General features: G+C 38.8%; 15 protein-coding genes, 1 tRNA gene, 2 rRNA genes and 1 other annotated feature. Of the genes, 1 reads left to right on the forward strand and 17 read right to left on the reverse strand.

The annotated features are described in order from the left end of the window. Positions 1–44: 44 nt before the first annotated feature. The 15 genes from BR65_RS09400 to rsmG form a co-directional block, all read right to left on the reverse strand. A 23S ribosomal RNA gene (locus tag BR65_RS09400) occupies positions 45–2,965 on the reverse strand. Positions 2,966–3,182: 217 nt separating this feature from the next. Beyond that, a 16S ribosomal RNA gene (locus tag BR65_RS09405) occupies positions 3,183–4,744 on the reverse strand. Together the 16S and 23S rRNA genes form the textbook arrangement of a ribosomal RNA operon. 518 nt (positions 4,745–5,262) lie before the next feature. After that, complete coding sequence (msrA, locus tag BR65_RS09410; RefSeq protein WP_023179634.1) at positions 5,263–5,799, reverse strand: peptide-methionine (S)-S-oxide reductase MsrA; 537 nt, start codon at positions 5,797–5,799, stop codon at positions 5,263–5,265. An 80-nt stretch (positions 5,800–5,879) separates the two neighbouring features. Further along, a complete protein-coding gene (gene serS / locus BR65_RS09415) occupies positions 5,880–7,163 on the reverse strand; it encodes a serine--tRNA ligase (RefSeq protein ID WP_034537991.1) in 1,284 nt (427 codons plus the stop codon). Between the two features lie 65 nt (positions 7,164–7,228). After that, positions 7,229–7,465 (reverse strand) — a binding site (T-box leader). A 147-nt stretch (positions 7,466–7,612) separates the two neighbouring features. Further along, a complete protein-coding gene (locus tag BR65_RS09420) occupies positions 7,613–8,938 on the reverse strand; it encodes a serine hydrolase (protein ID WP_023179638.1) in 1,326 nt (441 codons plus the stop codon). A 172-nt stretch (positions 8,939–9,110) separates the two neighbouring features. Continuing rightward, positions 9,111–10,253 carry a sensor histidine kinase gene (locus BR65_RS09425; RefSeq protein ID WP_023179640.1) on the reverse strand — a complete coding sequence of 381 codons (1,143 nt, stop codon included), beginning with the start codon at positions 10,251–10,253 and terminating at the stop codon, positions 9,111–9,113. A 40-nt stretch (positions 10,254–10,293) separates the two neighbouring features. Continuing rightward, on the reverse strand, positions 10,294–10,983 hold the full coding sequence (gene croR / locus BR65_RS09430; RefSeq protein WP_023179642.1) for a response regulator transcription factor CroR: 690 nt from the start codon (positions 10,981–10,983) through the stop codon (positions 10,294–10,296). 122 nt (positions 10,984–11,105) lie between these two features. Beyond that, positions 11,106–12,587, reverse strand: a complete 1,482-nt coding sequence (gene guaB / locus BR65_RS09435; RefSeq protein WP_023179644.1) for an IMP dehydrogenase — start codon at positions 12,585–12,587, stop codon at positions 11,106–11,108. A gap of 238 nt (positions 12,588–12,825) precedes the next feature. After that, positions 12,826–13,512: a DUF1129 domain-containing protein gene (locus tag BR65_RS09440; RefSeq protein WP_034537993.1), complete on the reverse strand. Its 687-nt coding sequence runs from the start codon at positions 13,510–13,512 to the stop codon at positions 12,826–12,828. A 56-nt stretch (positions 13,513–13,568) separates the two neighbouring features. Next, positions 13,569–14,669, reverse strand: coding sequence for a redox-regulated ATPase YchF (gene ychF / locus BR65_RS09445; RefSeq protein WP_023179649.1), 1,101 nt, complete (start codon positions 14,667–14,669; stop codon positions 13,569–13,571). 40 nt (positions 14,670–14,709) lie between these two features. Then, positions 14,710–14,904 (reverse strand): DUF951 domain-containing protein, encoded by a 195-nt coding sequence (locus tag BR65_RS09450; protein WP_023179650.1) that lies wholly within the window; start codon positions 14,902–14,904, stop codon positions 14,710–14,712. Positions 14,905–14,922: 18 nt separating this feature from the next. Beyond that, a complete protein-coding gene (locus tag BR65_RS09455; RefSeq protein ID WP_023179652.1) occupies positions 14,923–15,813 on the reverse strand; it encodes a ParB/RepB/Spo0J family partition protein in 891 nt (296 codons plus the stop codon). Next, on the reverse strand, positions 15,806–16,567 hold the full coding sequence (locus BR65_RS09460) for a ParA family protein (protein ID WP_023179654.1): 762 nt from the start codon (positions 16,565–16,567) through the stop codon (positions 15,806–15,808). Before BR65_RS09460 ends, BR65_RS09455 begins: the two co-directional genes overlap by 8 nt. A 152-nt stretch (positions 16,568–16,719) precedes the next feature. Continuing rightward, on the reverse strand, positions 16,720–17,589 hold the full coding sequence (gene noc / locus BR65_RS09465; RefSeq protein WP_023179656.1) for a nucleoid occlusion protein: 870 nt from the start codon (positions 17,587–17,589) through the stop codon (positions 16,720–16,722). A 110-nt stretch (positions 17,590–17,699) separates the two neighbouring features. Beyond that, positions 17,700–18,416, reverse strand: coding sequence for a 16S rRNA (guanine(527)-N(7))-methyltransferase RsmG (rsmG, locus tag BR65_RS09470; RefSeq protein ID WP_023179657.1), 717 nt, complete (start codon positions 18,414–18,416; stop codon positions 17,700–17,702). A gap of 518 nt (positions 18,417–18,934) precedes the next feature. Between rsmG and BR65_RS09475 the strand changes: the two genes are divergently transcribed. Next, positions 18,935–19,951, forward strand: a complete 1,017-nt coding sequence (locus BR65_RS09475; protein ID WP_034537994.1) for a PTS sugar transporter subunit IIC — start codon at positions 18,935–18,937, stop codon at positions 19,949–19,951. 84 nt (positions 19,952–20,035) lie between these two features. On the opposite strand, the gene BR65_RS09480 is transcribed toward BR65_RS09475, so the two are convergent. Then, a tRNA-Val gene (locus tag BR65_RS09480) sits at positions 20,036–20,108 on the reverse strand. 209 nt (positions 20,109–20,317) lie between these two features. After that, a complete protein-coding gene (gene mnmG, locus BR65_RS09485; protein WP_023179661.1) occupies positions 20,318–22,207 on the reverse strand; it encodes a tRNA uridine-5-carboxymethylaminomethyl(34) synthesis enzyme MnmG in 1,890 nt (629 codons plus the stop codon). Positions 22,208–22,295 lie beyond the last annotated feature (88 nt).

Here is a 22,295-nt window from a genome sequence, read left to right on the forward strand (position 1 = left end):
AAAGTTTGTTCTTCGTTTAGAAACCGTCGTACACCGTTTATTCTTTGGTTAAGTCCTCGACCGATTAGTATTGGTCCGCTCCATCTATCGCTAGACTTCCACTTCCAACCTATCAACCTGATCATCTCTCAGGGGTCTTACTCACTTACGTGATGGGAAATCTCATCTTGAGGGGGGCTTCACGCTTAGATGCTTTCAGCGTTTATCCCGTCCACACATAGCTACCCAGCAATGCCCTTGGCAGAACAACTGGTACACCAGAGGTGTGTCCATCCCGGTCCTCTCGTACTAAGGACAGCTCCTCTCAAATTTCCTACGCCCGCGACGGATAGGGACCGAACTGTCTCACGACGTTCTGAACCCAGCTCGCGTACCGCTTTAATGGGCGAACAGCCCAACCCTTGGGACCGACTACAGCCCCAGGATGCGATGAGCCGACATCGAGGTGCCAAACCTCCCCGTCGATGTGGACTCTTGGGGGAGATAAGCCTGTTATCCCCAGGGTAGCTTTTATCCGTTGAGCGATGGCCCTTCCATGCGGAACCACCGGATCACTAAGCCCGACTTTCGTCCCTGCTCGACTTGTAGGTCTCGCAGTCAAGCTCCCTTATGCCTTTACACTCTGCGAATGATTTCCAACCATTCTGAGGGAACCTTTGGGCGCCTCCGTTACACTTTAGGAGGCGACCGCCCCAGTCAAACTGCCCGTCAGACACTGTCTCCCAGCCCGATAAGGGCTGTGGGTTAGAGTGGTCATACAGCAAGGGTAGTATCCCACCAACGCCTCCACCAAGACTGGCGTCCTGGCTTCAATGGCTCCTACCTATCCTGTACAAGCTGTACAAACACTCAATATCAAACTGCAGTAAAGCTCCATGGGGTCTTTCCGTCCTGTCGCGGGTAACCTGCATCTTCACAGGTACTATAATTTCACCGAGTCTCTCGTTGAGACAGTGCCCAGATCGTTACGCCTTTCGTGCGGGTCGGAACTTACCCGACAAGGAATTTCGCTACCTTAGGACCGTTATAGTTACGGCCGCCGTTTACTGGGGCTTCAATTCTGAGCTTCGCCCGAGAGCTAACCCATCCTCTTAACCTTCCAGCACCGGGCAGGCGTCAGCCCCTATACGTCATCTTACGATTTTGCAGAGACCTGTGTTTTTGATAAACAGTCGCCTGGGCCTATTCACTGCGGCTGACCAATTGGTCAGCACCCCTTCTCCCGAAGTTACGGGGTCATTTTGCCGAGTTCCTTAACGAGAGTTCTCTCGCACACCTTAGGATTCTCTCCTCGACTACCTGTGTCGGTTTGCGGTACGGGCAGTTTGTTTCTAACTAGAAGCTTTTCTTGACAGTGTGACATCGGGAACTTCGGTACTTAATTTCCCTCCCCATCACAACTTGTTCTTAAAGAAGCAAGCATTTGACTCACTTCAAAACTTGTTGCTTGGACGCGCATATCCAACAGCGCGTATTCCTTAGCCTACTGTGTCCCTCCATTGTTCAAACAAAACAAACTGGTACAGGAATCTCAACCTGTTGTCCATCGTCTACGCCATTCGGCCTCGACTTAGGTCCCGACTAACCCTGGGAGGACGAGCCTTCCCCAGGAAACCTTAGTCATTCGGTGGACGGGATTCTCACCCGTCTTTCGCTACTCATACCGGCATTCTCACTTCTAAGCGCTCCACTAGTCCTCACGATCTAGCTTCAACGCCCTTAGAACGCTCTCCTACCATAGAACCAATGGTTCTATCCACAGCTTCGGTGTTATGTTTAGCCCCGGTAAATTTTCGGCGCAGGGTCACTCGACTAGTGAGCTATTACGCACTCTTTAAATGATGGCTGCTTCTGAGCCAACATCCTAGTTGTCTAAGCAACTCCACATCCTTTTCCACTTAACATAAACTTTGGGACCTTAGCTGGTGGTCTGGGCTGTTTCCCTTTCGACTACGGATCTTATCACTCGCAGTCTGACTCCCGGATATAAATCAATGGCATTCGGAGTTTATCTGAATTCGGTAACCCGAGAAGGGCCCCTAGTCCAAACAGTTGCTCTACCTCCATGATTCTAATTCCGAGGCTAGCCCTAAAGCTATTTCGGAGAGAACCAGCTATCTCCAAGTTCGATTGGAATTTCTCCGCTACCCACACCTCATCCCCGCATTTTTCAACATACGTGGGTTCGGTCCTCCAGTGCGTATTACCGCACCTTCAACCTGGACATGGGTAGATCACTTGGTTTCGGGTCTACGACCACATACTCATTCGCCCTATTCAGACTCGCTTTCGCTACGGCTCCGTCTCATCAACTTAACCTCGCATGGGATCGTAACTCGCCGGTTCATTCTACAAAAGGCACGCTATCACCCATTAACGGGCTTTAACTATTTGTAGGCACACGGTTTCAGGGGCTATTTCACTCCTCTTCCGAGGTTCTTTTCACCTTTCCCTCACGGTACTGGTTCACTATCGGTCACTAGGGAGTATTTAGCCTTGGGAGATGGTCCTCCCGGATTCCGACGGAATTTCTCGTGTTCCGCCGTACTCAGGATACTGATCAGAGTGGATGTGGTTTCGGATACAGGGCTTTTACCTTCTTCGGCAGACCTTTCCAGGTCGCTTCTCCTACCAAATCCATTTATGACTCTATGTGTTCAGTCCTACAACCCCAGAAAGCAAGCTTTCTGGTTTGGGCTATTCCCGTTTCGCTCGCCGCTACTCAGGGAATCGATTTTTCTTTCTCTTCCTGCAGGTACTTAGATGTTTCAGTTCTCTGCGTCTACCTCTACTAACCTATGTATTCAGTTAGCAGTAACATCCTATCAAAGATGCTGGGTTCCCCCATTCGGAAATCTTTGGATCAAAGCTTACTTACAGCTCCCCAAAGCATATCGGCGTTAGTCCCGTCCTTCATCGGCTCCTAGTGCCAAGGCATTCACCGTGCGCCCTTATTAACTTAACCTATGGTTAATCGTTAATGTTCAATACTCATCTTACGATGAGAACCTTAAAAAAACTCATTTTTAAAACTTTTCGGTGTGTTTCTGGTTTCTTACTTGAATTACAATTTTTAACTTTATCCAGTTTTCAAAGAACAACATCTATTTATTGAGAAGATTAGACCTCTCAAAACTAAACAAAGTAAGTACGAATGTGTGGGTTTCCGTTATATTCCTTAGAAAGGAGGTGATCCAGCCGCACCTTCCGATACGGCTACCTTGTTACGACTTCACCCCAATTATCTGTCCCACCTTAGGCGGCTGGCTCCCAAAAGGGTTACCTCACCGACTTCGGGTGTTACAAACTCTCGTGGTGTGACGGGCGGTGTGTACAAGACCCGGGAACGTATTCACCGCGGCGTGCTGATCCGCGATTACTAGCGATTCCGGCTTCATGCAGGCGAGTTGCAGCCTGCAATCCGAACTGAGAATGGCTTTAAGAGATTAGCTTGGCCTCGCGACCTTGCGACTCGTTGTACCATCCATTGTAGCACGTGTGTAGCCCAGGTCATAAGGGGCATGATGATTTGACGTCATCCCCACCTTCCTCCGGTTTATCACCGGCAGTCTCACTAGAGTGCCCAACTGAATGCTGGCAACTAATAATAGGGGTTGCGCTCGTTGCGGGACTTAACCCAACATCTCACGACACGAGCTGACGACAACCATGCACCACCTGTCACTTTGTCCCCGAAGGGAAAGCTCTATCTCTAGAGTGGTCAAAGGATGTCAAGACCTGGTAAGGTTCTTCGCGTTGCTTCGAATTAAACCACATGCTCCACCGCTTGTGCGGGTCCCCGTCAATTCCTTTGAGTTTCAACCTTGCGGTCGTACTCCCCAGGCGGAGTGCTTAATGCGTTAGCTGCAGCACTGAAGGGCGGAAACCCTCCAACACTTAGCACTCATCGTTTACGGCGTGGACTACCAGGGTATCTAATCCTGTTTGCTCCCCACGCTTTCGAGCCTCAGCGTCAGTTACAGACCAGAGAGTCGCCTTCGCCACTGGTGTTCCTCCACATATCTACGCATTTCACCGCTACACGTGGAATTCCACTCTCCTCTTCTGCACTCAAGTTCTCCAGTTTCCAATGACCCTCCCCGGTTGAGCCGGGGGCTTTCACATCAGACTTAAAGAACCGCCTGCGCTCGCTTTACGCCCAATAAATCCGGACAACGCTTGCCACCTACGTATTACCGCGGCTGCTGGCACGTAGTTAGCCGTGGCTTTCTGGTTAGATACCGTCAGGGGATGAGCAGTTACTCTCATCCTTGTTCTTCTCTAACAACAGAGTTTTACGATCCGAAAACCTTCTTCACTCACGCGGCATTGCTCCGTCAGACTTTCGTCCATTGCGGAAGATTCCCTACTGCTGCCTCCCGTAGGAGTCTGGGCCGTGTCTCAGTCCCAGTGTGGCCGATCACCCTCTCAGGTCGGCTACGTATCATCGCCTTGGTGAGCCATTACCTCACCAACTAGCTAATACGCCGCGGGTCCATCCATAAGCGGTAGCCGAAGCCACCTTTTTTCCATCTGTCAGGAGACAATTGGAAATATGCGGTATTAGCATCCGTTTCCGGATGTTATCCCCCTCTTATGGGCAGGTTACCCACGTGTTACTCACCCGTCCGCCACTCTTTTGTCTCGGTGGGTGCAAGCACCCGGTGAAACAAAAGCGTTCGACTTGCATGTATTAGGCATGCCGCCAGCGTTCGTCCTGAGCCAGGATCAAACTCTCATATAAAATGATGCTTGAAGCTCATTATTGATTGCTAGCGAATAATTATTCACTATATTTGTTACTGTTGACTCAGCACTGCTGAGTCACCCTCACATTTGGTTCGTCTTACTTTGTTTAGTTTTCAAAGGTCTAAAGTTGAATGTTTCGTTTGTGACAACTTACTAATAATATCACGTTCGATATCGCTTGTCAACAACTTTTTAAATTTTCTTTTTCGCTGTGTCGGTTTGTTTCAACCTGTCTCAGCGACGTATATAAATATACCAAGGTTTTGGCGTTTCGTCAATCATTTTTGATAAATAAAATAAACATTTTTTCAAAACTGAACATTTTTTTTAAAAAAGGTACAAAATCATGTTTAACCTTAAAAAAACCGAACTTTATTTCAAAAACCTAACCTTTAGTTAAATAATCATTATGCAGTATATTGTTTTTTTATGAATAAAAGCCTATATTTTATATTTTTAAAAAAAGAGATTCTCCATTATTACTGTGGAGAATCTCTTTTTTTTAATTATTATTTAGTTATTTGCCCAATTTGATTCAATAAAGCCTGCTCTTCCAGATCCTTGCCTGTACCTTGCATAATGAGCAGCATTCTTTTTATAGAACCCTTGGTGATATTCTTCTGCTGGATAAAAAGGTTCTGCAGGTTGAATTTCCGTTACCACGGGTTGTTTAAACCGACCACTATTTTGTAATGCTTCTTTAGAAGCTTCTGCTATTTGTCTTTGCTCTTCACTATGATAGAAAATCACAGGACGATACGATGAACCTCTATCAGCAAACTGTCCTCCGGCATCGGTTGGATCTGTTTGTTGCCAGTAAACTTCTACTAAATCTTTATAGCTAAATTTTTCAGGATCAAACGTAATCTGAACAGCTTCTGTATGGCCTGTTGTTTCAGTGCATACTTCTTCATAAGTTGGGTTAACCGTGTGACCTCCTGTATAACCTGAAACGACCGATTCGATACCTGGCTGTGTTTCAAAAGGTTTTACCATGCACCAAAAACAACCTCCGGCAAATGTTGCTTTTTCAAATTTTTGTTCACTCACTATCGATTCCCCCTTATTTTCTTACTTATTAAAGTATAGCACTCAAACTTAATAGTTAACATTAATCTGTTTGCGTCTTTTTAATTTTGTTTACGAATCTCTGTTACGCCACCCATATAAGGTATTAATACATCCGGTATTTTTACAGATCCATCCGCTTGTTGGCAATTTTCTAAAATAGCTGCTATTGTTCTTCCAACCGCTAATCCAGAACCATTCAAGGTATGAACGTATTCTAATTTGCCACTTTCTTCATTACGGTAACGGATTTTTGCTCTTCTTGCTTGAAATGCTTCAGTATTTGAACAAGAGCTGATTTCACGATATGTTTCTTGAGCAGGAATCCATACTTCCAAATCATACGTTTTTGCTGCTGAGAAGCCCATATCACCGGTACATAATGCCAAAACACGATAAGGCAAATCTAATTTTTGCAATACTGCTTCAGCATTGTTTGTCATTTTTTCTAATTCATCATAAGACGTTTCTGGTTTGCTGAATTTAACCATCTCAACTTTGTTGAATTGGTGCAAACGGATCAAACCTCGCGTATCTCTTCCTGCACTTCCGGCTTCTGATCTGAATGAAGGACTTAGGGCCGTAAAGTAGACAGGTAATTGTTCTTCTTTTAAAATTTCATTGCGGTAATAGTTTGTTAAGGGAACTTCAGCTGTTGGTATCAATGTTAAATCGGTTCCTTCAATTTGGAAAACATCTTCTTTAAACTTCGGAAATTGTCCTGTACCAAACATTGAATCGCTATTAACTAAATAAGGTGTCATCATTTCAGTATAGCCGTGTTCTTCTGTATGCAAGTTCAACATAAAGTTGTATACTGCACGTTCTAATCTTGCCCCTAATCCTTTATAGTAAACAAAACGACTTCCAGATACTTTTGCTCCTCGTTCAAAATCTAAAATATCCAACTCTTCTGCAATCTCCCAGTGAGCTTTAGCTTCGAAGTCCATTTCAACAGGTTTACCCCATTTACGAACTTCAACATTGTCTGCTTCATCCGCCCCTACTGGAACAGATTCGTGTGGTAAATTAGGCAATCCAGTTGCGATTGTTTCAATTTTTTCATCAATTTGTGCTAATTGTTCGTCTAAAGCTTTTATCTTTTCTCCAACTTCACGCATTTCTTTTATTTTTTCGTCTGCATTTTCTTTATTTCGTTTCAATGTTGCAATCGCACCAGATACTTCGTTACGGTAACTCTTTAATTCTTCTGTTGTTACAATTAATGAACGTCTTTCTTTATCCAAACTAATGAAGTCTTCTAATACCTCGCCATTAACCCCACGTGTTTCTAATTTTTTAGCAATAACATCAAAATCTGTTCTTAACTGTTTAATGTCTAACATTTTTATCATCCTTTCTGACTCTATTTTTTATTAAATTGGACAAAAAAAGCCATTCCATCCCTATAATATGGGACGAAATGGCCTCAACGTTCGCGGTACCACCCAACTTTAGAAGATTGCCTTAGAATCTTCTACACTTTACATCAGATAACGGTCTGGATCCGAAACAATTTTATCACAAGTAGTGAGTTCATTGCTTACTTCATGCGATGGATTCAAAAGATTAAACCATCAGTTTTCACCAACCACTGACTCTCTTTGGGTATTTAATACAATTTACTATCTCGCATTACTAACGTTCGTGTTCATTCAGTTAATATGCTTACATTCTACCCAATCCGTTCCTTTAAGTCAATAAAAAAAAGGCTGGTTCATCCAGCCTTTCGTAACATAAAGTGTTTAGTTTTGTACCTTGAACAATCGTATATGTCGCAAGTATCAAGCTGCGATTAAAATAAGTTGCTTATGAAATCTTTCACCCAGCGTCCACCTAAAACAAATACATTCGCTTTTTCTATAGTTGAGGCAGCTACAACGGTAACTTCTTCGCCTTCTTCTCCATTAACATACCCTAGCTCGTCACCTTCACTGATGACTTGTGCCGTTCCTACTTCAGTTCCTTTTTCAATTGGTGCTGTTAAATGATCTGATTCATTTAATAAATCTTTTTGCAATTGAATAGTTACAGAAGTATTTTTGATGTCTGTATTTTTAGGAACTAGAAGAGATACATCTGATTTCACAGCTAACTCAATCATATCTTCTTTTCCATCGTCTACAGCTACCGGATCTATGTTTTCAATTACTTGGTTTTCTTCAAAAGCTGGAACCATTTCCCAGTTTTCAAAAGCCCAGTCCATCATTTTGTCTGTCTCAACAAACCGTTTGCTCTCGTCTTCTTGTCCGTTCGTTGCATTCATTACGATTGTAATAATACGCATGCCTTCTTCTTCAGCTGTTCCGGTCATTGAAGCCCCAGCAAAATCAGTCGTTCCGGTTTTTAATCCGTCAACATTTTCGCGTTCGAAAATTAGACCTGGCAACATCCAGTTAAAGTTGGTCATCTTAATTTCATCAGATGTACCTTCTCTAAATTTTTGCTCGCTAATACTAGATGTTTTTAGCACATCAGGGAAATCAATTAACAAACGTTGAGCAACTATCGCCATTTCTCTTGCTGTCATTGTATTTTCACTATCTTCGGTACTGCCTGGATATATATTTCCGTACAAATCAGAATTAGATAACCCTGTCGAATTATACAATTCGTAATTTGTAATGCCCCATGTTTCAACTTTTTCACGCATCATATCAACAAATGTTTTTTCATCTCCAGCAATATGTTCTGCCAAAGCAATAGTCGCTCCATTTGCTGAATAAATAGCCATTGCTTGGTATAGTTCCTCTACTGAATAGGTTTCATCTACCCTTAAAGGGACATTTGACAGTTCATAATTTTGACTAATTTTATGAGCGTATTCACTAATAGAAATTTGGTCATCCCATGCTAAATCGCCATTTTCAATTGCTTCCAATAAAATATATTCAGTGATCATCTTAGTCATTGAAGCAATACCTAATTTTTCGTCCCCATTTTGGTTCAATAAAACTTTTCCAGTTGTGGGTTCAATAATAAATGCCGCGGCTGCTTCTATAGTAGGTTGTTCTATTGCTGCTGCCTCTGCAGTGATTGGGCTAATAAAATTTAGTGGAGAAAATGTTCCTAATACTAGCGTTGTAGCAAATACAGCACTAATTCTTTTTATGTTTTTCATTTTTTTATTGTCTCCTCAGTCAGTTTAAATTTAATTTAATTTTTTAAAGTTATTAAGTAGTCGATTACTACACACTTTTTCTATGTTAGCGAAATAAAGCAAAAAAAACAACCCTCTTTTGTTTAAAACTAATACAAGACGGTTGTTTTATTAAACATCTAGTTAAAGCCACCTATTTCATTAGTTGTTCTACAGCTAATTGCTTTAAAGGCAAGTGCATGACAAAACGCGTTAAGCGCTCATCAGAAGAGGCATAAATATACCCACCATGAAGAGCTACAATACTTTGGGCAATGGCTAATCCCAAGCCTGTGCCGCCTGTTTCTTGTGAACGCGATTCTTCTACACGGTAGAAGCGGTCAAATAATTGATTCAAGGATTTTTCCGGAATTGGTGCTCCATCATTATTAACTGAAATAATGGCTTCTTTTCCAGTTTTTTGAACCTCAATGTACACTTTTTTACCGCCTTTCCCATATTTTAAAGCATTTGAAAGCAAGTTATTGAACACACGAACTAACTTTTCAGTATCAGCTTCCATCTGGACAGTCTCATAAGAAGTGATAACTTCTATTTCCATATGTCTTTTTTCAGCTTCTAGTTCAAAATCGGCTACTAACTGCTCTAATAGTTGGACCATATCAAATTGGGTTAAATTTAAAGGCGTCGTTGTTTGCCTTACTTTTGTATATTCAAATAGATCTTCTACCAAAACTTTCATCTGCTTAGCTTTAGTATACGCCGTATGCGTGTATTTCAGTAATTCTTCTTCATTTTGGTAACGCCTTTCTTCAATCAGTCCTAGATAACCAATAATAGACGTTAACGGTGTTCTGATATCGTGACTTACATTCGTGATCAACTCATCTTTAGACTGCTCGATTCGTCGTTCTTCTTCCATCGCTTGCACTGTACTATCTACCAAAACATGGATACTATCTACTACTTTTTCCATATCATCACCAAAAACAGTAGTGATCCGATGTTCATAATGACCTTCTGCAATATAGTGTAATTCACTAATGATATGGTTCAACTGCATTTGCTTGTAGCGTCTTTTCAATCTCCAATAGATAGTAGCTATAGCTATAATGGTTAAAAAAATTATAAAAAATGGTGTGACTGAAATAATTTGATTTCCGCGAATGCTAATGATTGCATCCCCAAAAATCCAATATTCTCGAATCATTGCAGGAGCATCCATAAGCATACGATTAAAAATAACAAAAGCCGCGTAGTACAAGATCAAGATCAATACAATGGTAATAAAACCTTCAATGACCAACTTGCTTTTTTCTTTTCTTGTCAATTTCAACTGACCAGTCAACTCCTATTTTCATTGTTTCTATACAGTATTATCGTTCGCCTATTTTGTATCCTACTCCCCAAACGGTTTGGATCACTTTTTCTCCGCCTGTTGCCTCTTCGATCTTATCTCTTAAATGACTCACATGAACCATCACTGTTTTAGCTGAAACAAGACTTTCTTGTTGCCATACTCGTTCAAATATTTCATCTGCACTAAATACACGATTCGGATGACTGGCTAACAAATATAAAATACCAAATTCTAAAGCTGTCAATTGAATAAACTCACCATTGATTGTTCGAACTTCATGGGATTCTTTTTCAATCAGCAATGGTCCAACCTCAAGTTTATTAGGTTCTTCCATATTAGTCGTATAATTGCTTCGACGTAATAAAGATTTGATTCTAGCCATCACTTCTAGCGGATTAAACGGTTTAGCCACATAATCATCTGCACCTGTCACTAAACCTTTTATTTTATCGATATCTGTCGTTTTAGCACTTAGCATAAGGATGGGCAGTTGCAATTCTTTACGGACTTCTTTCAAAACTTGGTTTCCATCCATATTAGGCATCATGACATCTAGTACCATTAAATCAATATTTTTAATCGTTTTGATTTTTGTTAATGCTTCTTTTCCATTATAAGCTTTTTCTACTTCATATCCTTCATTTTGAATATAGATACTTAAGAGTTCAACAATTTCTTTATCGTCATCCACTACTAAAATTTTCATTTTATTTCCCTCATTTAGACGTATTTTTTCGATTTTACTTATCATATCAGAAAATAATAAAGAATTTGTTAAAAAGAAGCTCAATAAAGATCATTGTGACCTTTATTGAGCTTCTTTTTATTTTATTGAACAGAATAGTTTGGTGCTTCATTTGTAATTTGTACATCATGCGGGTGAGACTCACGTAATCCTGCACCACTCATTTGAACAAATTGCGTTTCTTCACGTAGTTGTTCTAGGTTTGCTGCTCCAACATATCCCATACCTGAGCGCAATCCGCCAAGCATTTGGAAGACGATATCTGATACTGCACCTTTATAAGCAACACGACCTTCAATACCTTCTGGAACTAGTTTGTTTGCTTCATTTACAGTACCTTGGAAGTAACGATCGCTTGAACCTTTTTCCATAGCAGCTAAACTTCCCATTCCACGATAAGTTTTAAAACGGCGGCCTTGGAAAATTTCGAATTCTCCTGGAGATTCATCTGTTCCAGCTAACATACTTCCTAGCATAACAGCATGGCCTCCAGCTGCTAATGCTTTTACGATATCTCCTGAATACTTGATCCCACCATCTGCAATGATAGAACGACCGTATTCACGTGCTATTTCTGCTGCATCATAGATAGCCGTGATCTGAGGTACACCGACACCAGCAACGACACGTGTTGTACAAATTGATCCTGGACCAATTCCTACTTTTACTACATCCACACCCACATCATATAATGCACGAGTAGCTGCACCTGTTGCTACGTTTCCAGCAATTAATGTAGCTTTAGGGAATTTTTCGCGAATTTCTTTTATCTTACGTATCACACCTGCACTATGTCCATGAGCTGTATCTATAACAATTGCATCAGCTCCTGAATCAATCAAAGCTTGAGCGCGGTCAAATGTATCATTTGTAACTCCAACTGCTGCTGCAACTAACAAACGACCATGAGAATCTTTTGCTGCATTAGGAAACTCAAGAATCTTTTCGATATCTTTAATCGTGATCAATCCGCTTAGGCGTCCATCTTGATCAACGATCGGTAATTTTTCAATTTTATGCTGTTGTAAAATATGTTCTGCTTCTTTCAAAGATGTCCCTGTTGGAGCAGTAACTAAGCTTTCTTTCGTCATTACTTCATCGATTTGAATTGAGTAATCTGCTACAAAACGCAAGTCACGGTTTGTTAAAATCCCAACTAAAGTACGTTCTTCCATACTATTCACGATAGGAACACCGCTAATACGGTAACGACTCATCAATTGTTCAGCTTCTGAGACAGAATGTGTAGGCGTTAAAAAGAACGGATCAAGTATAACGCCACTTTCAGAACGTTTTACTTTTCTCACTTCATCTGCTTGTTGTTGTATGGTCATATTTTTATGGATAACACCTAATCCACCTTGGCGAGCCATTGCAATTGCCATTCTTGAATCCGTAACGGTATCCATACTAGCACTCATTATTGGAACATTTAACTTAATATTTTTAGCTAATTGAACACTTAAATCCACTTCATTTGGTAAAACATGGCTTTCAGCAGGTACCAACAATACATCATCAAAAGTAAAACCTTTTTTTGCAAATTTTGTTTCCCAATTAGACATTACAACCATCCGCTCCCTTTTTATACCGATTGATTTGATCAATAATTTTATCTACAAAATTAACAGAGATAGCCTGCTTAGTCAAGAGCATAGGGCTAAATTAACTCTTTATATCTTTATTTCCTTACTATTTTGTCACTTAAAGCGTTTTTTATGAAAAAAAAATGAGAGAACCTTCAATTAACAACATCAGTTGTAGTCTATTGAAAGTTCTTCTCATTTAGTTGCTTTAAATTCTTTAGAATAATCCGCCTCGAATATTTAATTTACGTTTTGCAAAGTATTTCGCGACAAAGGCTAAAATACCCACTATTATATTGCCAACAGCATTTAGTGGAATATTAATAAATGATGGAACAACCATCATAGATCCAGTCATCACTACCATTAAAGATAGCATTCCAATCGTTGAAATCAGGATGTAACGGAACATGCCGCCTTTTTTAGGATTTTTTCTGTCCGGCATATTTTTAGAGATCCATAGAATAACTAATCCCCCAACGATAAAGTTCAATAAAGTTGTGATGATGCCTAGCGTTGATGAACCTTCTACGTTGTTGAATAGACCAGAAAGCCCCGTGATAAGAGAGAACAATCCACCGATCATTAATCCACCGTCTAAAGCGATTTTCCAATTCTCAGATGGTCCTTCTTGAGAAGGCTCAGGTTTAGCCACTAACTGATTCGCACATTCAGTAACCGTTCCATACAATTGACGAGCTGTTTCTCCTGATTTTTGACGCTCCACTAGATTGTGAAGCATATCATTAAACACTTCTTCTTTTTTAGCTTCAGATACATTTCTTTCCACTAGAGCTTTATTTAAACTCATCATGTATTGTTCATTTCTTTTTGTTAATTTTTTAAACAACTCACTGTTTTCTTCTTTTTTTGTTTTAATTATGCTTCCTTGTGTTTCTTCCACAGGTGAAATGCCCCTTTCAAATCCTTGATTTAAACTTATTTAGTCATTGATGATAGTTACACATTAAATCTAAATAACATGATATCCCCATCTTTAACCACATACTCTTTACCTTCAGAGCGCATACGACCTGCTTCTTTTGCAGCATGTTCGCTTTCATATTTATCAAAATCTTCATAAGAAATCGTTTCTGCCCGAATAAATCCACGTTCGAAATCACTATGGATGATTCCAGCCGTTTGTGGAGCTTTCATTCCTTTTTTAAAGGTCCATGCACGAACTTCTTGAACACCTGCTGTAAAGTAAGTGCCTAATCCTAAAAGATTGTATGCTGAACGAATCAACTTATCTAAACCTGATTCTTCAATTCCTAATTCTTCCAAAAATAGTTCTTTTTCTTCATCTTCAAGTTCTGCAATTTCTTCTTCAATTCTTGCACAAATAACATTTACTTCTGCATTTTCTTCTGCGGCAAATTTACGTACTTGATTGACAAGTTCATCATTTTCAGTATCTGCAACTTGGTCTTCAGAAACATTTGCTACATACAAAACAGGTTTTGTTGTTAGCAAGAATAAACTTTTCACGGTTTTTTCTTCGTCTTCTGTAAATTCGATTGAACGAGCTGATTTTCCAGCTTCTAAAACGGGTTTGATTTTATCCAATACAGCTAATTCTGCAACAGCTTCTTTATCTTTTGTACGTGCAACTTTTGATACACGAGTATAGCGTTTTTCAACTGACTCTAAATCAGCCAAAACCAATTCTAAATTGATGGTTTCGATATCTGAGATTGGGTCAACTTTTCCTTCAACGTGAATAATATTGTCATCTTCAAAACAACGCACAACATGACAAATTGCATCTACTTGGCGAATATTAGCCAAAAACTTGTTTCCAAGACCTTCACCTTTACTTGCTCCTTTTACAATTCCAGCAATATCTGTAAATTCAAAAGTCGTTGGAACGGTCTTCTTTGGAGAAACTAATTCTGTTAAACGAGTTAAACGGTAATCAGGAACTTCTACAACTCCTACATTTGGATCAATGGTTGCAAATGGATAGTTAGCAGCTTCTGCTCCTGCTTTTGTAATGGCGTTAAATAATGTTGATTTACCTACATTAGGTAAACCTACGATTCCGGCTGTTAATGGCATGATTAAATTCACTCTTCCTTTTTAATAGTTTCTTTTTTAATTATTTTTCTGCTATCTCTAAAACTTTTTTCATTTTCTTTTCAAAATCTCTTCTTGGCATCATGACCATATGGCCACATTTTGTACACTTAACTCGAATATCCATACCCATTCTAATGATTTGCCAACGATTTTCCCCACAAGGATGAGGTTTCTTCATTTCAACAATATCATTCAAAGCATAATTTTTTTCCATCATCATTCTCCCTAAGCGTTATTCATCATCAAATTGAATCTCAAGAATATCTAAGATGCGCGTTAAATCTTCTGTAGAAAGATATTCAATTTCAATTTTCCCTTTTTGATTCTTTTCGTTAATAGACACACTTGTTCCAAATTTATCCATTAACCGTTCTTCACTCTCACGAATATAATAAGGTTTTTTGTTATTTTTTGTAAGCTGTTCTGCTTCTTCCTTAGGTTGATTCATCTTAGTCACTAATTGTTCCAACTGACGAACTGTTAAGTGTTCTCTGACTACTCGTTTAGCTAATTTAGAAATTTGTTTTTTTTCTTTCAATCCTAACAAAGTTCTTGCTTGCCCCATTGAGATATCCTCATTTTGAAGCATTTCTTTGACAGCATCTGGTAAACCTAACAAACGTAAATAGTTCGCAATATAAGGGCGACTTTTTCCTAAACGTGTAGCCACTTCTTCTTGCGTTAATTTCAATTTTTTCATCATCATTTCGTAAGCTTCTGCTTCTTCTAATGATGTTAGATCTTCTCGTTGGAGATTTTCTAAAACAGCAACTTCCATCATCTTCTCTTCATCAAATTCACGAATAATAGCGGGGATCGTTTCTTTTCCGGCCAATTTAGATGCTCTGAAACGGCGTTCTCCAGCTATAATCTCATATCCTTTGATTTTTGACTCACGAAGAATAATAGGTTGAAAAACTCCCGATATTCTAATAGATTCTGCTAGCTCATTTAAAGCCGTTTCATCAAATGTTTTTCTCGGTTGGTAAGGATTAGGTCTGATATCCGTTAATGGTATTTGTTGAACTTGTTCATTTGCAGCATCGATATTAGACAATTCAGCATAGTCTCCAAAAAGAGCGTCGATTCCTCTTCCTAACCCTTTGCTATTTTTGTTAGCCATTTGCCAGCACTTCCTTTGCTAATTCAAGATAAACCTCTGCTCCTCTAGAACGTGCATCGTAATCAATAATAGACAATCCATGACTTGGCGCTTCAGATAATCGAATATTCCGTGGAATGATCGTCTTATAAACTCTTTCACGGAAGTATTTTTTTACTTCATCGACTACTTCATAACCTAAATTTGTACGTGCATCTAACATTGTAAGTAAGACACCTTCAATTTTCAATTCAGGATTAAAGTGTTTTTGAACCAATCGAACGGTATTCAGCAATTGGCTCAATCCTTCTAAAGCGTAATACTCACATTGAACTGGAATCAAAATAGAGTCACTTGCAGTAAAAGCATTAATGGTCAAATGACCTAATGATGGCGGGCAGTCGATCAAAATATAATCATAGTCATCTCTTACTTTTTCTAAAGCTTGTTTCAATCTAGACTCTCTAGCCATTTGCGAAGTTAATTCAATTTCTGCACCCGCTAATTGGATAGTAGCTGGAACGACCCATAAGTTTTCTCTTGAAGAAGGCAGAACTACTTCCTTAACTAGTGTTTCGTTGACTAGAATATCGTAAATATCTTTTTCAACATCTGACTTTCGTACACCTAAACCACTTGTTGCATTTCCTTGTGCATCAATATCAACCAATAAAATTTTCTTTCCAAAATAAGCTAAACAAGCACCTAAGTTGACTGTCGTAGTTGTTTTCCCAACTCCGCCTTTTTGATTTGCGACTGATATAATTCGTGCCATCCTTTTTCCTCCATCTGTCTTTAGTATCCTGTACTAATTTTCTTGACGTCCATTTACCGACAACATACAAAAAATAGGAGAAAAATTACACTATGCGTATTTTTTCTCCTACGCATTTGTTCAAAATGAATGTTTCATTTATCGCTCTTTATTTATTTATCTTTCTTGATTTCAATTGTGATTCGGTAAACATCTCCTAGATCTTCTTCTTTTGCTTCTAAAGGCATACCGGTTTCCTTAATCAAATCAACTGACTTGTTAATGGTATTTAAAGCTAAACGAAGATCTTTCGAGATTTTTCTGATACGTTTTTTAGGCTGTTCTTGAGACTTGTTCTTCTCAGCCAACTGTTGTTTTACTAAACGTTCTGTTTCTTTAACCGTTAATTTTTTTTCAACAATACTACTTAATAGGGCAATTTGTTCCTCATGCGATAAAGCTAACATACTGCGCCCATGTCGCTCAGTTATTTTTCTATTAAGTAATGCTTCTTTTAAAGGCTCCGCTAGTCTTAGCAACCTCAATTTATTTGCTATGAACGATTGGCTTTTACCAATGCGTTGCGCTAGTGCTTCTTGCGTCAATTCATTTAAAGCCATTAACCCCTGATAAGCCTCAGCTTCTTCAATAGCAGTCAATTCTTCCCTTTGCAAATTTTCAATCAACGCTACAGAAGCCGTTTCATTATCTGACATTTCTTGGACAATTGCAGGTACTTCTGTCCATGTCAATTTTTGCATTGCGCGAAAACGTCTTTCTCCTGCAATGATTTCATACTTGTCTTCTTCATATTTCCTAAGAATAATGGGTTGAATCAAACCATGAATGTGAATCGTACGAGCTAATTCATCTAATTTTTCTTCATCAAATACTTTTCTTGGCTGAAAACGATTAGGAACAATCTTTTCAACAGCAATCTGTTGAACTCGTTTTTGGTTTTTTAATTCCTCTAACAGAGTATCCTCTTCATTCTCAGTTTTCTTTTTAGCTTTTCCTGAACCAAATAAATCAGACAACGCCATTCTTTTTCTCTCCCTCAGTCCTCTAAGTCCTTTGATTCTATTGTATCAAAAAACGTTCTTATTGAGTAGTTGAATCCGAATAGAAACGCTCTGATAGTTATCGGTTTCTACTATAGTGGATTCTTATTTGGTGTTCCCGGTTTTCTAGGATACTTTTTAGGTGTTTCTTTCTTTTTGTCAATTAATACAATGTGACGTTCTCCAGCTTCATGTGGAAGTTCAAATACAAATTCTTCACGAAATTTCCCGCCTAGTGTAGCAATGGCTTTTTGTCCTTCGTCCATTTCTTCTTTTGTATTGCTTGCTTTAAGCGCAATAAATAATCCGCCTTTTTTAGTTAAAGGTAAGCACAGTTCAGCTAACACGCTCATACGAGCTACTGCTCTAGCTGTTACAAAATCAAATGATTCACGAAATTGTTTATTTTGTCCAAATGTTTCTGCTCGATCATGGTAGAAGTGAACCCCTTCTAATCCTAGTGTTTCTGCTAATAAAGTTAAAAATTGAATTCTTTTATTTAATGAATCTACTATTGTGACTTCTAATTGAGGAAACATAATCTTTAGGGGGATGCTTGGAAACCCGGCACCTGCACCTACATCGCATAGGCTTTGGACCCCATTCTTAAAATCCACATACAAACCAGCTGTAATAGAATCATAAAAGTGTTTTAAATACACTTCTTCTTTTTGCGTGATTGCAGTTAAATTAATTTTTTCATTCCATTCTTGTAGTAGTTTAAGGTATTGATCAAATTGTTCCATTTGCTTCTCAGTAACCGTCATTCCCTTATCTTCAAGGGCTTTTTTAAACTCTTCAGGATTCATTAACTCAACTCCTTTTTACTATCGTGAAACACTTTTATGTTTCACAAATCCATCTTTTTAACTGTATAACAAATTGGCTAGAAGTGCAATGCTTTACCGCACTTTTTAAGCTCCTTAAATAGATAAACTTTTAAAAAAATAAACATTAAATGAGAATACGTTAAAATAAATTAGAAACAAATGATAAAATTCGTTGACATCCTCGCGTAAGGTTGTTAGAATATTGGAAATAGTCAGAAAACAATTTATAAAAAGGAGATGTTCAATATGAAAACTACAACTTTTAACTCATTCAACACTCGTTTTCAATTGAACGGTTCTTTAGTCATTATTAACTTATTAATTTAGCAAAGGATTCGAACTATTCATTTAGTTGAGTCCTCGTTTGCGTACTCGGGCTCAATCATCGGTTAGATGAGGCAAGCCTGTATACAAAGGCTTGTCTTTTTTGTTTGATTGTTTTGAAAGAGAAAAAATGTTAGACGACTATTAAAACTAAACTATTGGAGGCTGGAAAAATGAAAACTTATCTATTAGATCGAATGTATAAAGCTTCATCAGGGATCGCAAATGCTATTTTTGTAACGATTGGGATCGGTCTACTATTAGAAACAATCGGAAACATGACTGGCCTTACTATTTTAGTTATTATCGGAACAGCTGTTAAAATGTTGATGGCTCCTGCAATTGGTGCTGGTATTGCAGTTATGTTGGGGGGAAATACTCTTACGATCTTTAGTGCTATGGCTGCTGGAGCAATCGGTGCTGGAGCTATTCAAACGACCGCGGATGGCATGATCACTATTGCCACTGGTGAACCGATTGGCTGTCTATTTGCCGCAACGATCGCTACTTTTGTTGGAAAACGTATTTCAGGGAAAACTCCATTAGACATGATGGCTATTCCTATTACTGCAGTCTTAGCTGGTGGTATAGCTGGTTATTACTTAAATCTTGTTATCGCTCCATTCTTAAATATCGTTAGTGCTTTTATCTCTGCTTCAGTTGCTGATTCTCCGGTTATTGGTGCAGCTGTTATTTCAGTTGTCGGTGGCTTAGTGTTGATGTCTCCAGCTTCTTCAGCTGCCATTGCTATCGCATTAAATCTTGATCCGGTTTCAAGTGCAGCTATGCTGGTGGGAACAACTAGTATGTATATTGGTTTTTCATTTGTCTCTATGCGTCAAAATAACCTTGGTGGATTCTTAGCCCAATTTGTTTGTACGCCAAAAGTACAATTGCCAAATATTGTTAAAAACCCTCGAATTTTGATTGGTCCCACTCTTGCTGCTGCAGTAGCTGCGCCTATTTCAACTGTTGCTCTAGGATTTACAGCTCCGAGTGCTTTAGGAGGATTAGGTTTTTGTTCTTTGATTGCTCCATTAAACATTTTTGTGTCTCAAGGAAGCGGATCTTTTGCTATTTATATCATTACTGCATGTTTAGTCCCTATCGCGATTACTATAGTAGTGAATAAAGTATTAGAAAAAGCTAGTTGGTTACGTAAAGGAGATATGGCTTTAGTAGTAGAATAATCTGATGGATACTACTAAATTTGCATCTCAATGAAAAGTAAAAAGAGAGGAAAATCCTTTACAGATTTTCCTCTCTTTTTTTGATGGTCCCTACTGGGCTCGAACCAGCGACCCCTACCTTGTCGAGGTAGTGCTCTCCCAACTGAGCTAAGGAACCTTTATTTACTTCTACACCAATCTTTAATAAATATACCTCAAATAATTCATTCCGTAAATATAGATTTACAAAAACAATTTTTATGAATTTATATTTCCCAGGAAATACTAATAGAAAAACACGACTAATTATATATACAAAAATAGCCTTACAATTAAGATGTTGCTTAATTGTAAGGCTATTTTTCATTTTTATAGCTACTTAAAAAATTAAACTTTAGCTATTTTCCCTTGTTCTACATAAACCATTAAAATCGAAATATCTGCTGGATTCACACCACTAATACGGCTAGCTTGGGCAATTGTTTCAGGCTGAATTTTAATCAGCTTTTCCTTTGCCTCTGTAGCGATACCATTGATAGCAGCATAATCAATATTTTCCGGTATACGTTTATTTTCCATACGTTTTAATTTATCCACTTTTTGAGAAGCTTTAGCGATGTATCCTTCGTATTTCACTTGAATTTCTACTTGCTCTTCTACAGCTATTGGCAGTTCATAATCACGAGGAACAAATGCTAAAAGGTCTTGGTAAGACACTTCCGGACGACGTAGGAAGTCTTTAGCTAAAATACCATCTTTCAAAGGCGCTTGATTTTTTTCAGTTAAATAAGTTTGAATCTCAGTAGTTGGTTTCAAACGAATAGAGCCTAAACGTTCTAGTTCTCCTTCAAGCTGAGCTTTTTTCACTAAGAATGTATTGTAACGTTCTTGTGAAATCAATCCAATTTGATGCCCTATTTCAGTTAATCTAAAATCTGCATTATCATGACGTAAAAGCAACCGGTACTCTGCACGAGACGTCAATAAACGATAAGGTTCATTCGTTCCTTTAGTCACTAAATCATCAATCATAACTCCGATATATCCTTCACTACGTTTCATAACAAAGGGTTCTTTTCCTTGAACTTTAAGTGCTGCATTGATACCAGCCATAATTCCTTGTCCAGCAGCTTCTTCATAACCAGAAGTTCCATTCATTTGTCCAGCAGTGAATAGATTTTCAACTACTTTTGTTTCTAAAGAGGGACGCAATTGATGCGGCGTAACCACATCATATTCAATTGCGTAACCTGTACGCATCATTTCAGCATTCTCTAATCCTTCAATGGAGTGCAGAATCTCTTGTTGAACATCTTCTGGAAGTGATGTTGATAAACCTTGGACATAGACTTCTTCTGTGTCGCGTCCTTCAGGTTCTAGAAACAATTGATGTCTTGGTTTGTCACTAAAACGGACAACTTTATCTTCAATTGATGGGCAGTAACGAGCGCCTACTCCTTCAACAATCCCGGTAAACATCGGTGCACGATGCAAGTTGTCTTGGATTTTTTGATGAGTTGATTCATTCGTGTACGTTAACCAGCATGATAATTGATCTTTTAAATAAGCACTGTTTGGTGTTTCGTAACTAAAATGATTTGGTTTTTCATCCCCAGGTTGTTCTTCAGTAACGCTATAATCAATCGTTGAGGATTTAACTCTAGGAGGAGTCCCAGTTTTAAAACGATTTAATTCAAATCCATTTTCTAATAAACTTTCTGATAGTTTAATAGACGGTTGTGAATTGTTTGGACCAGAAGAATATTTCAGTTCGCCGATAATGATTTGGCCACGTGAAGATGTACCTGCAGTTAAAATAACAGCCTTAGAACGATAAATAGCACCAGTATTTGTAATGATTCCTTTACAAATACCATCTTCAATAATCAATTCTTCAGCAATTCCTTGTCTTAAAACAAGGTTTTTAGTTTCTTCAATAGTTTTTTTCATTTCATTTGCATACATAAATTTATCCGCTTGAGCGCGTAAAGCTCTAACTGCGGGTCCTTTACCCGTATTTAGCATTCTCATTTGGATATACGTTTTATCGATATTACGTCCCATTTCACCGCCAAGAGCGTCGATTTCTCGAACTACTACTCCTTTAGCAGGACCTCCGATTGATGGGTTACATGGCATAAAAGCAACCATATCTAGATTAATGGTAATTAAAAGCGTTTGGCTTCCCATTCTTGCTGCGGCTAATGCTGCTTCTGATCCAGCATGACCTGCACCAACAACGATGACATCAAAATCTCCAGCTTCGTAATGATTCATTTAAACAGTCCTTTCTTTCGTATCTTTCTCTTTGTTTATTTATGTCGAATTTATTTTTTGTTTTATTCATTGAGTTGAGTGACTTTTA

It is taken from the genome of Carnobacterium inhibens subsp. inhibens DSM 13024 (assembly GCF_000746825.1).
Classification (GTDB): Bacteria; Bacillota; Bacilli; order Lactobacillales; family Carnobacteriaceae; genus Carnobacterium_B; species Carnobacterium_B inhibens.

What these genes read in the sequence shown, in the direction of transcription:
- BR65_RS09460 (WP_023179654.1), bottom strand. Translation starts at nt 16,567, where the DNA reads ATGGCACGAATTATATCAGTCGCAAATCAAAAAGGCGGAGTTGGGAAA.
- ychF (WP_023179649.1), bottom strand. Translation starts at nt 14,669, where the DNA reads ATGCCATTAACAGCCGGAATCGTAGGTTTACCTAATGTAGGTAAATCA.
- BR65_RS09420 (WP_023179638.1), bottom strand. Translation starts at nt 8,938, where the DNA reads ATGAAAAACATAAAAAGAATTAGTGCTGTATTTGCTACAACGCTAGTA.
- noc (WP_023179656.1), bottom strand. Translation starts at nt 17,589, where the DNA reads ATGGCGTTGTCTGATTTATTTGGTTCAGGAAAAGCTAAAAAGAAAACT.
- BR65_RS09475 (WP_034537994.1), top strand. Translation starts at nt 18,935, where the DNA reads ATGAAAACTTATCTATTAGATCGAATGTATAAAGCTTCATCAGGGATC.
- rsmG (WP_023179657.1), bottom strand. Translation starts at nt 18,416, where the DNA reads ATGAATCCTGAAGAGTTTAAAAAAGCCCTTGAAGATAAGGGAATGACG.
- mnmG (WP_023179661.1), bottom strand. Translation starts at nt 22,207, where the DNA reads ATGAATCATTACGAAGCTGGAGATTTTGATGTCATCGTTGTTGGTGCA.
- BR65_RS09455 (WP_023179652.1), bottom strand. Translation starts at nt 15,813, where the DNA reads ATGGCTAACAAAAATAGCAAAGGGTTAGGAAGAGGAATCGACGCTCTT.
- BR65_RS09450 (WP_023179650.1), bottom strand. Translation starts at nt 14,904, where the DNA reads ATGGAAAAAAATTATGCTTTGAATGATATTGTTGAAATGAAGAAACCT.
- serS (WP_034537991.1), bottom strand. Translation starts at nt 7,163, where the DNA reads ATGTTAGACATTAAACAGTTAAGAACAGATTTTGATGTTATTGCTAAA.
- guaB (WP_023179644.1), bottom strand. Translation starts at nt 12,587, where the DNA reads ATGTCTAATTGGGAAACAAAATTTGCAAAAAAAGGTTTTACTTTTGAT.
- croR (WP_023179642.1), bottom strand. Translation starts at nt 10,983, where the DNA reads ATGAAAATTTTAGTAGTGGATGACGATAAAGAAATTGTTGAACTCTTA.